The sequence below is a fragment of the Fulvivirga maritima genome, assembly GCF_021389955.1.
Taxonomy (GTDB): domain Bacteria; phylum Bacteroidota; class Bacteroidia; order Cytophagales; family Cyclobacteriaceae; genus Fulvivirga; species Fulvivirga maritima.
The window spans coordinates 4,781,957-4,795,212 of the sequence record NZ_CP089980.1 but is presented as its reverse complement, the minus strand read 5'-3'; the positions used below and the strand labels follow the sequence as shown (position 1 = coordinate 4,795,212).

Here is a 13,256-nt window from a genome sequence, read left to right as displayed (position 1 = left end):
AAATATATTACCTACCCTCCCCAGGATGAGTTAATAATCCTTAGAAACGAAAAAAGGGGCCGAAGCCCCTTTTCACTACCTAAACGCTAACTATTTAGAAGCCAATGACAGCCTCTACATTAAATCCGTCGAATTCTGCACCTTGATATTTAGATCCGTCCCAGCCGTTATCATCATATTGTTGGTTTACATACTCAACTTTAGCCATGATGTTGTCTGTTAAGTACCATCCACCACCTATGTTGAATCTGTTTACTTTAGCTGTTGGAGCTCCGTCATAAAACTCTCCGCTTACAGTGTTATATCTTCCACCTATGTACAGTTGATCCTGACCACCGAATCTGTAGATTAATTCAGCAGCTAGTTGAGTAAATCCTCCGTCTGCTACACCGTCAGAAGTGTGTTCGTAGATTCCGAAGAACTCTACTCCTCTATATTTTACGAATGGGTTGATTTGAACAGCAGTTAACTGTGCATTTTCTCTATTTTGGATAGGGTTTAATCTACCGTCGAAGTCTGATCCACCGTCAGCTACAGTGTGCATCACTGAGTAATATCTTGCTCCACCACGGTCACCTCCGTAAAGGAATGCTCCGTTTGATTTACCTTGGTTAGTGTATAATGAACCTGTTAATCTTACTCTTAAGTCATCATTAAGTTGTTTATCATAACCTAATTTACCGAAGAAAGACAGTTTGTTATCAGTACTATCATTCACTACCACATTTTGATTCAGTTTACCGTTAGTTATACCTACTACAGCTAAGAATCCGTTATACTGACCTCTTACTTCTGCGTATGCTTCTGTAGTGAAGGCATCCATGATATAGTTACCTACAAATGGGTTGTAAATTGCTCTTGCGTTATCACTTCTTCTAAAGTGAGCATCACCGTAGTTCACCTCATCTAAACCAATTCTAATGGTTGCATATTTCATTACTCCTTCTAAGAAGCCTGGTTTAATGAAGTCTAATTTATCCATTTGGATGTGACCACCTTTTACCCAAGATTCTTCGTGGTGTCTTGCTGAAAGATAAGTTCTTAAGTGCATTCTAACACCATCATAAAGTTGTACATCTATGTTTAAGTTGGCGTTAGGCAAGTTAAGGTTAGTGCCTAAGTCTACTAAGTTATCTGCATCATTTGATTGATCTAAAGCCTGGAACTGCATAGCAAAGTCACCGCCTACTCTCACTTTCAATCCTGTATAAGGTACTGTATCTTGCTTTCCTGTTTCAAAGACATTTAGTCCTTCTTGTCCTGCGGGACGGTAAAACTGCAAGTCTCTGTTTACCTGGGCGTATCCGAAGCTAGCTATGCCAGCGAAGAAGATCACTAATGCTAATTTTATGGACGTTTTCATTGTAGTATAAGTTAAAAGATTGTTTGTCTGATTATTAAATCTTATTAGTTGTTTATTGATTACTTAGTGTATTGAACATTAAATTCTACTGTTACCTCATCACCTGTAGTGATTGTTCCCATTAATGCTGTAGGAGGCTCAATTTTAAAGGCAGTCATGTTGAAAGTGTATTTACCTTTAAAAGTTACTGTGTTACCAGATACCTGAGCTGTTACAGGCATAGTGATAGTTTTAGAAACTCCGGCTAAAGTAAGTGTACCAGTAGTTGTAAGCTGATTACCGCTTGTTGACTTTACTGATTTGAACACATATTTAATGGTAGGGTAATCATCAGTTTTTAAAGCTTCATAACCATTTTTATCCATTGATGATTTACCACTTTTAAGGCTTTCTGCTTTTACATCTATTGAAAGAGAGTTTACTGTAACGTTACTTCCGCTCACTTCCAAATTTGCCTTTCCACTCACTTCCTCAGCTGTCATCTCCCAATCATGAAGAGTTGATGTTCCAAGTACTTCCACCTTAGATGCTTTATTATTTAATGAGTAAGATTGTGCCATACCTGTTAGTACAGCCATACTGAATATTAGTGTTAGATAGATTGATCTTTTCATAACGTTCTTTGTTTTTGTTGGTACAATGATACGGGTAGATTTGTAGCTAAAATATGACTAGTATCAGGCGATGAAATGATTTAGTCTAAATAAAATCCCTTAGTTTTCTGACAAAAATCAGTTCCAAAAAAAAACTCCCTGACCACGTGTGTCAGAGAGTTCTAATGAAAACCTAAATACTAAATTCATATGCTTAAACCAGCACTTTAAATCTTTCAAAAGCCATTCTTTCCAGCTCTTCTCTATGATCTGGGTGAGAGATAGAAATAAGGTCATGAGCTCTTTGTTTGAGGTTTCTACCAAACAAGTTAACTACTCCATATTCTGTAACTATGTAGTGAACATGAGCTCTTGTGGTAGTTACTCCGGCTCCTTCTTTAAGATAAGGAACGATTTTAGATATACCTTTATTTGTAATAGAAGGCATGGCAAAAATGGCTTTACCACCAGGAGATAATGAAGCTCCTCTTATAAAGTCCATCTGACCGCCTACTCCTGAATATTGTCTTTTTCCAATAGTATCTGCACAAACCTGACCACACAAGTCAATTTCTATGGCACTGTTAATAGCAGTTACTTTAGGATTTTTTCTAATGATAGATGTATCATTAGTATAAGCTGCTTCTTTCATATCTATGAGTGGGTTATCATCCATGAAGTCATATAACTTCTGAGTACCTACTGCAAAGCAACTTACTATTTTACCTGGTTTCACCACTTTATTTTCTCCGGTTATTACTCCTGACTCTATAAGAGGAAGCACACCATCAGAAAACATCTCTGTGTGAATACCCAGCTTTTGGTGACCTTGAAGGTTAGCCAGTACTACGTTAGGAATACCACCTATACCCATTTGTAAAGTAGCTCCATCTTCTACCAAGCCAGCTACATATTTACCTATTTTCTCTTCTATCTCAGAAGGAGCTTTGCCACCAGAACTGTGTAAAGGTTTATCTACTTCAATAGCATAATCAATTTTGCTTACGTGGATAATACCATCACCATGAGTTCTAGGTACTCTTGGGTTTACCTGAGCTATCACCATCTTAGCGGTTTCTAAACCAGGGATAACTACATCTACTGATGTACCAAGTGAACAGTAACCGTGCTTATCTGGCGGAGACACCTGAATGAAGGCAGCATCAAGAGGTAAAATGTTTCTTCTGAAAAGTAAGTGTACTTCACTTAAGAAGATAGGAATATAATCTCCAAAACCACTGTTAGTTGCTTCTCGTACGTTTTTACCTACAAAGCAGCTATTAATTTTAAAAGAGGATCTATATGGCTCCAATGTGTAAGAAGCTTCCCCCTCAGTATGCATATGTATTACCTCTACATCTTCTAATTCATGATACCTTTCGCAAAGCGCATCTACCAATACGGTAGGAGTCATGGCTGCTCCTTGTATCAAAATTCGGTTACCTGATTTTATGTCTTTTACGGCTTCTTCTGGCCTAACGATTTTTAATTCATTTTTCATAAGTAATGACAGGTTTATAAGCACATTTATAATTTAGGGGTAATAACCCTCTTTTTCTTCTCCAAAGCTAAATGCTCACTCGCCCCTAACATATGACTTCTATCATAATTCTTAGTGAAAACCGTCAGGAGCGGCATTAGCCCCGGCAGGTTACAAACAAGGCCAATCTATAAGAGACGGCAAAGAATTTCATGCTTCATTTTGGAAGCCTTACCCTGAAGATTGTCAGGCTCAATCCATAGCTATTTTCAATTGCCTCCTCTCCCTCTCAACTTTGCCCCATGATCTCGATAAATAAGCTCATTTTAGTAGTTAGTACCTTACTAACATTACTGATACCCAAGGAGCCTCATGCTCAAGAAAAGCCTTATAGTTTAAAAGTGTGCATAGATTATGGCCTTGAAAACCATAGGAGTAATAAAGTATACAAAAACAATATTCTGAAGGCAGATGCCCAGATACGTGAAGGTGCCGCGGCTTACTTACCCAAGGTAAACCTCAAAGGTACTTTTGATGATAATCTTAAAGTCCAAAAGTCAGTAATTCCGGGTGAAGCCATAGGAGCCGCCGAAGACAGAGAAATAGCTTTCACAAAGCAGTTCAATTTAAATGTTTCTGCCCAGCTTGATCAAACGGTGTATGATCAATCATTAATCACTTCTTTCAAAGCGCATAAATATATAAGAAAAGAGGCCGAACTCAATAAGGAGCTTAATGATGAAGATATCATTTATAACATCAGTACCGCATATTATGAAGTACTGGTAAGCCTAGAGCAAATTAATTATTTAACCGAAGATCTTAAAACCTACAAGGAACAGGTAGAAGTGAGTAATCTTAAAGTACGCAAAGGTGTACTTACTGAAATAGATGCTAACAAAATAGAAGTAAACTATCGAAATACTCTTTCTCAACTAAATGTAGCCAAAAACACCCTTAAAGTATCCAAAAATCAACTGAAGTACGAAATGGGGCTACCCTTGGAATTACCAATAGAGGTAGACACCACATCTTTAGATCTGAATATCACTCCTCTGGCTTCTACCGATGATTTTGAGGTGTTTAACCCCACTCAACGCACTAATTATAATATCTCAAATGCACAAATAGAGCAGTTATATATAGATGAACAACGCTTGAAATATAAAGGATTGCCTAAAATAGGCGTCTATGCTCGCTATGGAACGGTTGGTTTTGGAGATGAGCCTAACGAAACCTTCAAAGGTTTAAATGACTATGCGGCTATAGGGCTTTCTGCTCAAATACCTCTTTTTACGGGATTTTCTAAAAAAGCTCAAGTACAACAAGCGCATTATGAACTCCTTAATGCTCAGGAGAATATTGCTTTAGATAAAGAAAACTATACACTAGAATATGAAAACGCCAAAAATCAATTGCTACAAGCTAGTGGAAATTTAGAAAATGATAAACGCACACTGGAATTATCACAATCTACCTTTAAAGCCACCAGCCTTCAATACAACAAAGGTGTAACTGACCTTACCGACTGGCTGGAAACACAAAGGACTTTGAAAGAATCTCAAAACAATTATATCCAGTCAGTATACTCATATTATGAAGCACTTATAGAGCTCGAGAAAGCCAAGGGCACATTAAAATCATTCTACAAATCACTGCAATAAACTAATTATGAAAAGAAAATATATCATTGGGCTTATATGTGTAGTTCTGCTGGTATTCATTGGAGTTAAACTCTTTTTCAATAAGCAGAAAATCAATGAGCAAAATAAGGTTAAAGAAGTTGAGGCCATTCTAATTCCTGTGAAAACAGATACTGCGAGCCAAAGACCTATCACCTATACCATCATAAAAACAGGTAATATCATAGCCAGTAAAGAGAACAGCATTCTAACTCCTATTGGAGGCATAGTTCAAAAGATCAATTTTGAGCTTGGAGATGAAGTTAAAGCTGGTCAAACCTTAGCAGTAATAGACAATAGAACTAACCAGCTAGAGCTAGAAAAGGCGAAAACTCAGGCAGCTAAGCTTAAGAATGACCTAGAGACTTACAAGGAACTGTACGAAGGTAAGGCCGCTACCAAAGAAAAGGTAGATGAGCTCCAACAGAGTTATAATGAAGCCCTCAATACAATAGATCAACTAAAAAAGCAAGTAGGTGATGCCTATGTGAAAGCCCCGATCAGCGGCACTATAGCCACTAAACCTATAGAAGAAGGAGTTTATGCCAGTGCAGGAACAGAATTAACCAAAGTAGTTAACCTTAGCAGTCTTAAGGTAGAAGTTAACCTTACTGAAACAGAGGCCTATCAGGTATCTAAAGGTCAGCAGGTTACAATTACCACGGATATTTTTCCTGGCAAACAGTTTAATGGCAAGCTTACTTTTATAAGCCCCACTACCGATGATGGTCATAACTACCCCGCAGAAGTGACTTTAGAAAATTCGGCGGAAGCCACCTTAAAGTCAGGCACCTTTGTGTATGCAGACCTTTCTAAATCGCTCAATGAGACTACTCTGGCTATTCCGCGCAGTGCTTTAATGGAAAATTTAGATAAAGCCTCTGTCTATTTAGTTAAAGATGATAAGGCCGTTCTTCAGCAAATCGAAACCGGGCGTGATTTGCAAGACTATATAGAAGTGCTACAAGGGCTGCAAGCTGGTGACATCATAGTTACCACAGGGCAAATCAACTTACAAGACGGAACCCAAGTTCGAATAGCTAACTAACCCATCTACTATGTCTATTTCAGAAATTGCCATTAAAAGGCCACTTCTCATAGTGGTAATATTTACGGTATTGCTACTCTTCGGATTAGTGACGTATTTTAAACTAAACTATAACCTACTACCCAATATCCAGGTTAATACAGTATCAGTTACCACTACCTACCCCGGAGCTTCAGCTTCTGAGGTAGAAAGTTCGGTAACTAAAAAGCTGGAAGATGCCTTTTCTTCGGTAGAAGGGCTTGATAAAATCAACTCTACCTCGCAAGAGGGCGTTTCTCAAATATCAGTAAACCTTAAAAGTAATGCTGATCTTGATGAAGCCGAGCGTAACATACAACGAAAGGCTGATCAGATAGCTAACGACTTACCGGAAGATGCTGATAAGCCCTTGATCTCCAAAGTAAATTTAGACGAAACTCCGGTTATTAAAGCGGGTATTACCTCTAACAGAACACCACGATCATTATATGACCTTATTGATAATGAGATTAAACCAGTACTTCAAAACCTGCAAGGTGTAGGTACTGTAAATATTATTGGTGGTAGCGAAAGGCAAATACAAGTGAATGTATCGCCTTCTAAGCTCAATGCCTACCATCTTAACATCGATCAGGTTTCTCAGGCTATAACCAAAGCTAACCAGTCATTTCCGGCAGGTAAAATAGAAACTGATAACAGGGCAGTTTCCATTCGCTATGATGCCAACCTTACCAATGTAGAGCAGATCAGAAAATTAATCGTTTATAGAAATAACAGCAGTGTTATCTATCTGGAAGATGTAGCTGAAGTAATGGATGCCACTGCAGATGTTACGGCTCTCAACCAAATTAATGGACTCCCTTCAGTAGGTATTCAAATTATTAAGCAGAGTGATGCCAATGCCGTAAATGTAAGTGCTCTGGTAAAAGAAAAGTTTAAAGACCTGGAGCAGGAATATGAAGGTGATGAGTTAGCATTCTCAATCTCTAGTGACCAGAGTACTTATACCCTGGCCAGTGCTGATGCCGTAATAGAAGATTTGGGCCTTGCTGTAGTTATAGTGGGTATTGTAATGCTGGCCTTCCTGCATAGTTTTAGAAGTTCTTTATTTGTAATGGTAGCCCTCCCCTGCTCTATTATTCCCACTTTCATAGCTATTTACTTCTTTGATTTTTCACTGAACCTAATGACCCTCATGGCACTATCATTAGTAGTAGGTATTTTGGTAGATGACTCCATTGTGGTACTGGAAAACATCTATAGACACATGGAAATGGGTTCCAAAAGAATGAAAGCCGCGCTTGATGGTCGTAATGAAATAGGTTTCACCGCCCTGGCCATCACCTTGGTAGATGTGGTGGTGTTCCTTCCTCTAGCACTCAGTGGTGGAATAATAGGCTCCATTTTGAAAGAGTTCTCTCTGGTGGTGGTATTTTCTACTTTGATGAGTCTTTTTGTTTCATTTACAGTTACACCTATGCTCGCCAGCAGGTTTGGCAAACTGGAACACCTCTCAAAGGATAACCTTTGGGGAAGAATAAACCTGAGTTTTGAAAACTTCATTACTGACACTAAAGAAGCCTATGGTAAGTCTTTGGCTTATATTCTCAATAAAAAGAGATGGCTCCTATCTGGGGTTTTTCTTCTGATAGTGGCTTCGCTGTTTTTAGTTGGTAAGGGTTTTATAGGGTTTGCCTTTATACCAGAATCAGATCAAGGTGAACTTAATATCAACCTTGAATTAGAACCCACCGCTTCTATCTATCAGACTAACTCTATTACTCAGCAAGCGGAGAAAATCATACTCGAACAAAAAGAAGTAGAAAAGGTATTCTCCAGCATTGGTTTTGTAAGTGGTAGTGTAGCGGGTACCAGTAACAACAGTAACATGGCTGAGCTCACCGTATCACTGGTAGATGAAGGTGAAAGAGATATGTCATCTCAAGAGTTTGGTTTAAAAATGAAACAGGTACTTACACAGGAAATACCTGGTGTAAAGGTCACTTCATCTGCTGTTTCTATTTCTGGAGGGTCTAGCCAAATCCCTATTCAGATTGCCGTTTTAGGCACTAACCTGGAAAATGTAAGAAAAACAGCCGAAGAAATAATGGCCATTGTGGCTGATGTGCCAGGCACGCAGTATGTAAAGCTTTCCGTAAAGGACCAAAAGCAGGAAATAGAGGTAAACCTAAATAGAGATAAAATGACACTCTTAGGCCTTGATGCCAGCCAGGTAGGTGCTGCGCTACAAAATGCCTTTAGTGGAAATAAGCAAAATGTATTAAAAGATGAAGGCAATGAGTATGATATAAACATTAGCATGGAGCCTCAACACAGGGCTGATATAAGTGATGTAAGAAACTTATCTTTTACCAATAACGAAGGTGCCAACTTCGTTCTCAGTGAGTTTGCCGAGGTTAGGTATACTCTAGGTGAGAGCGTTCTACAAAGAAGTAACAGAATGGGTTCCATTACTGTAAACTCGAACGTGATTGGCAGACCTGTGGGCTCCGTAGCTAATGATATTAAGGCCAAGGTGAAAGATTTACAACTTCCGGCTGGTATCTCCATTGATTACCTGGGCGATGTTAAAAACCAGGGAGATGCCTTCGGGAGTTTAGGGTTAGCGCTGATTTCAGCCATACTGCTAGTATACCTGATTATGGTGGCTTTATATGAAAGTGTAATCTATCCTTTTGTGGTGCTTTTCTCCATTCCTGTAGCGCTGATAGGTGCCCTACTGGCCTTGGCCCTGACCATGGAGACATTAAACATATTTTCAATAATAGGTATAATTATGCTATTGGGATTAGTTTCAAAAAATGCCATCCTGATAGTGGACTTTACCAACCAGCTCAAGGCTGAAGGTAAACCTCTGTTTGAAGCATTAGTAGAAGCCGGCAAAGAAAGACTAAGACCCATCCTCATGACTACTTTGGCTATGATACTGGGTATGCTACCTATTGCTATAGCCAGCGGAGCCGGCGCTGAGATTAAAAACGGCATGGCCTGGGTAATTATCGGAGGGCTTAGCAGCTCCATGATCTTCACCCTATTTGTAGTGCCTTGTATGTATTTCATAGTTGATAAACTCAAAGGCAGAATACAAAGATCAAAAGCCAGTGAGGAATAAGAAATTCAACATCAACAACACAACATCACATGAAAATTTCGACCTTGATTATACTACTATGTATAGTATTAAAAATAAATGCATTTGGTCAGTCTGCACAGGCTGATCAAATGCAACATATCAAAGATTCGGTTAAAATGGCCTATTTATCTAAAATGTCCATTAAAAATCCTTCATTAAGGCAGGCCTCATTTTCTGCTGAGGTAATTACCAAAAACAACTTTGATTCTGAATTATATGATTCTCCTTTACTAGACGGACAAATTCAAATTCAACGTTATTCTGCTCAAACCTCTTTTCACCTCTTTAGCGTAGGAAAAAATAAGATCTCCGCTACTGTAGGCGGTGAGCATCAGGTTTTTATGCTAGATGATATTCAAAGCTATAATACACTGATAGATTTTGAAGAGAGAAATATTAACAAGTATCTAGCCAAGGGAGCACTAACAATATCCCGGATGGACACTATTTTCAGCAAACCATTAGTTTCTCATATCAACCTATCAGGTATAGTAGATCCGGAAACAGGTCAACATCGTTTAATGGCTACCGGCCTGTTTTTATCAAGCATAAAAAGAACTAAAAAGAGCCATTTTTCAGTTGGCCTTGTTCTCTCTTCAGACCCTTCATCACCTTCGCCGGTTATACCTTTTATAATGTATTCACATACATTTGACCCTTCTTTGGAGCTATCTCTAGGTATTAGCGGAATTAATCTGAGAAAACAGCTTAATGACAAATCATCCCTTGCATTTAGCAACAAACTTTCTGGCAGCCTGGCTTTTCTCCAATTCGAAGAGAACATTCTACCTAAAGAATCTTTATATTCTTCATTAGAGCTACAATCTGGCCTCACTTATGAGCGCTTGATCACCCCTAAAATGATATTTTCATTTAGCAGTGGGATTAACTCCGTATTTTCTTCCAAAGTACTCGAGCAAAACAAAATCTCAGATCCATTTATAAAAAACCATCAAAAAATGACTCCTTATGTTAAATTTGAACTTTCCTTCCTACCCTTTTGGAAAGGACTCTTTAAATAGACAGGTAGATTAAATAATGGAACGGCCTTCTTTTAAGCAACTATTAAAGATCAACATAGTCACCACTCTGCTGATTAATTTGATCACCTCTTTATTTTTTATACTTACGGATATAGAATGGCATAAGTCCATAGCCCTTACCAGCCGAGGAATATGTACTTTAATTTTGGTAGGATTATTAATTTCTGTCATTTTCATTCGTCATGGGTATAATGCTTTTTCCAAAAAGAATAAAAGGACTTATGTGTATGCTTATCTACTGGCGCCTTTAGTCAGCTATTTCTGCTCATTCATATTTTCTTACCTCTTTCCTGATATAGTCCATTTTTGGTCTTCTATTAAAATGTTTATCATATCTACATTAGGAGGGTATTTGGAGGCTACTATATTTATAATTCTCTATAAATATGTATATCTAAATAAATCGAAACACTTGTCAGAGTTGGAAAACCTGAGATTAAAATCACTGGTATCAGAAACGGCTAATCAGCTATTGAAACAACAGATTCATCCTCACTTTTTATTCAACTCACTTAACACAGTAAAATCTCTCTATAAAATCAATGCAGAGCAGGGAGAATCCTATCTGGTACATTTGGCTAATTTTCTTAGGGAATCTATTTCTAATCCTACTTCTAAAATTGTAAAGCTATCGAATGAACTGAAACTCTGTCATGAGTATATGGAAATGCAAAAACTCAGGTTTGGCAGTGCTTTAACTTACACTTTCTTTCTTCAGGATGATAACGTAAAGGATTGTAAATTTATCCCTTACTTTGCTTTACAAACATTACTTGAAAATGCACTGAAGCATAATGAGTTTACAGAAAAATCGCCTTTAGAAATCATTGTAAAGGAAGAAAATGGATATTTAACCGTATCAAACAATGTCCAACCTAAGCAATATAGTGAGGCTTCTACAGGGATTGGTTTATTTAACCTCTCTGAGCGCTATAAACTGATTAGCAATGATGAAATAATTATTAATGATGATGGCAAACAATTTTCGGTAAGCATTAAATTATTAACCGATGAAGATAGTAATCATAGAAGATGAGAGATTAACAGCTGAGGATCTGGCGAGTACTATTGTTAAAATTGATAGCTCACTGGAAATATCTGCCAAAATTTTATCTGTAAAAGATGGTATCGAATACTTTCAGCATAATGAAGAGCCTGATTTAATTTTTAGTGATATACAACTGGGTGATGGGCTGAGTTTTGATATATTTAAAAAATGCCAAATCAACGCTCCGGTCATTTTCTGCACTGCTTATAATGAATATGCTCTGGAAGCTTTCAGAGCTAATGGCATAGATTACCTGCTCAAGCCCTTCACAGTGGCTTCGGTCTCAGCTGCACTAGACAAGTTTTCCAGACTTACAGAGGTGAGTCCTGCTAAAAATATTGACACACATTCTATCTTAGAGTTATTTCAAAACCAACAAGGTATACAGTTACCCGCATCCATTTTAGTGCATTACCAGGACAAAATCATACCTGTCAAAACCAAAGATATAGCGGTTTTTTATTTACATGAGGGAGCCGTTTGCCTGGTCACCTTTCAAAAAAAGAGCTACACTACCAGAAAGAGCCTGGAGGAATTGGAAAACACCTTAGGCCCAGAGTTTTTCAGAGCTAACCGGCAGTCTATCATTCATAGGGAGAGCATAATAGATGTATCTAATCACCTGGGAAGGAGGTTATGGGTAAATGTAAAAGTACCTGTAAAAGAGAGCATTACCATTAGCAAAGAAAAGACACCACTCTTTCTGAAGTGGTTAAGTGGAGGTTAAAAAATAAGAGGCCATCTCAAAATAATACTTTGAGTTAGCCTCTTACTAGAATTATTTTTTGGGATTAATTCAATTTTATATCACTCATTCCTACTTCTAGTTCGCCGGTACTACTGTCTCTAACCTCTCCATTATGTGTACTTTTAGCTGATTTATTCTTTTCTCTTTTAACCTTATCCTTACTAACACTCCACCGATTCGATGCTGAGGAAGAACCTTTTCCTCCGTCTACTTTAACGGTCACTCTTCCTCCAACTCCTTCTACCATTCCACTAATAAGATAAGTTCCAATTTTAGCATCATTACTTAAAGATCTCCACACTGCGCTTGTTCCCTCTTCCATCCTTTTGATCTCTGTAATAGTACCTCCTTTTGCCTTCTTGCCCCATTTATTGTAAGACTCATTCCAACACCTCCATCTAATTTCTGCTGAATAAATAGTTCCATTATTTACCTTTCTATATTGAACTCTTTTAGTACTACCATCTGGATTTCTTAAAGGATATTCAATTTCATCTCTATCTGCCAACTTTCCACTATTTACATTTAGTACTTGCCTTTCATATATTCTTCTAGATACAGGACTTTTGAAGTTATAACTAGCTAACATTTCCAGATTATTAGCACTTTCATGCACCTTAGCCGTCTCTTCCAAATCTACTTTGCCTGATTCTCCATAGAATAAGTATAACTCCCAGGTATTAGCTACCTTCTTGTAAATAGCCTCATGATCTACTTTATATACCTCTCCTTCTACTTCTATTTCGTAGTTATTATCAATTACTGCAATCTGATAAGGATCAAAGTAGTGAGATAAGGTTTCATACATCTTCTTATTTACAGTTATAACCCCGTTACTACTTTCTTCAAGATTATTAAGATACTCATCATGTTCATCTAACGTTTTGAATGCATATGAGCTATGAACCAGATTAGGATCTAATCTTACGGTTACAGAATATTGATCCGACATAGCATAACTTACTTCTTGTAAGTTTTCAGATAGGTTTTGTTCATCTTGATCCTCACAAGAGATCATAAACATAGCCAGCAAAATAGCGGCAATACAGGCCCAGTTAGCCATTAGCTTTAATGGTTGATTTTTCATCATTTTAAATTTAAGGTTGACTATTTGATTA

General features: G+C 37.7%; 10 protein-coding genes. 6 read left to right on the top strand and 4 right to left on the bottom strand.

Going from position 1 to position 13,256, the window contains the following annotated elements:
* Positions 1-94: 94 nt before the first annotated feature.
* The 3 genes from LVD15_RS20180 to LVD15_RS20170 all read right to left on the bottom strand — a co-directional run bounded on the left by LVD15_RS20180 (position 95) and on the right by LVD15_RS20170 (position 3,457).
* A complete protein-coding gene (locus LVD15_RS20180) occupies positions 95-1,363 on the bottom strand; it encodes a hypothetical protein (protein ID WP_233777013.1) in 1,269 nt (422 codons plus the stop codon).
* Between the two features lie 59 nt (positions 1,364-1,422).
* Positions 1,423-1,977 (bottom strand): YceI family protein, encoded by a 555-nt coding sequence (locus LVD15_RS20175; RefSeq protein ID WP_233777012.1) that lies wholly within the window; start codon positions 1,975-1,977, stop codon positions 1,423-1,425.
* 193 nt (positions 1,978-2,170) lie between these two features.
* Positions 2,171-3,457, bottom strand: a complete 1,287-nt coding sequence (locus LVD15_RS20170) for an acetyl-CoA hydrolase/transferase family protein (protein ID WP_233777011.1) — start codon at positions 3,455-3,457, stop codon at positions 2,171-2,173.
* A 281-nt stretch (positions 3,458-3,738) separates the two neighbouring features.
* Between LVD15_RS20170 and LVD15_RS20165 the strand changes: the two genes are divergently transcribed.
* From LVD15_RS20165 to LVD15_RS20140, 6 genes are read left to right on the top strand one after another with little or no spacing between them, the layout of a single operon-like run.
* A complete protein-coding gene (locus LVD15_RS20165; protein WP_233777010.1) occupies positions 3,739-5,100 on the top strand; it encodes a TolC family protein in 1,362 nt (453 codons plus the stop codon).
* A gap of 7 nt (positions 5,101-5,107) precedes the next feature.
* Positions 5,108-6,166, top strand: a complete 1,059-nt coding sequence (locus LVD15_RS20160) for an efflux RND transporter periplasmic adaptor subunit (protein ID WP_233777009.1) — start codon at positions 5,108-5,110, stop codon at positions 6,164-6,166.
* A 10-nt stretch (positions 6,167-6,176) separates the two neighbouring features.
* A complete protein-coding gene (locus LVD15_RS20155) occupies positions 6,177-9,278 on the top strand; it encodes an efflux RND transporter permease subunit (RefSeq protein ID WP_233777008.1) in 3,102 nt (1,033 codons plus the stop codon).
* A gap of 29 nt (positions 9,279-9,307) precedes the next feature.
* On the top strand, positions 9,308-10,321 hold the full coding sequence (locus tag LVD15_RS20150; protein ID WP_233777007.1) for a DUF6268 family outer membrane beta-barrel protein: 1,014 nt from the start codon (positions 9,308-9,310) through the stop codon (positions 10,319-10,321).
* A gap of 16 nt (positions 10,322-10,337) precedes the next feature.
* Positions 10,338-11,378: a sensor histidine kinase gene (locus LVD15_RS20145; RefSeq protein ID WP_233777006.1), complete on the top strand. Its 1,041-nt coding sequence runs from the start codon at positions 10,338-10,340 to the stop codon at positions 11,376-11,378.
* Positions 11,353-12,117 (top strand): LytR/AlgR family response regulator transcription factor, encoded by a 765-nt coding sequence (locus tag LVD15_RS20140; RefSeq protein ID WP_233777005.1) that lies wholly within the window; start codon positions 11,353-11,355, stop codon positions 12,115-12,117. The genes LVD15_RS20145 and LVD15_RS20140 overlap by 26 nt, the downstream gene beginning before the upstream one ends.
* A 64-nt stretch (positions 12,118-12,181) precedes the next feature.
* Here LVD15_RS20140 and LVD15_RS20135 read toward each other — a convergent pair whose 3' ends face one another.
* Positions 12,182-13,228 (bottom strand): hypothetical protein, encoded by a 1,047-nt coding sequence (locus tag LVD15_RS20135; protein ID WP_233777004.1) that lies wholly within the window; start codon positions 13,226-13,228, stop codon positions 12,182-12,184.
* Positions 13,229-13,256 lie beyond the last annotated feature (28 nt).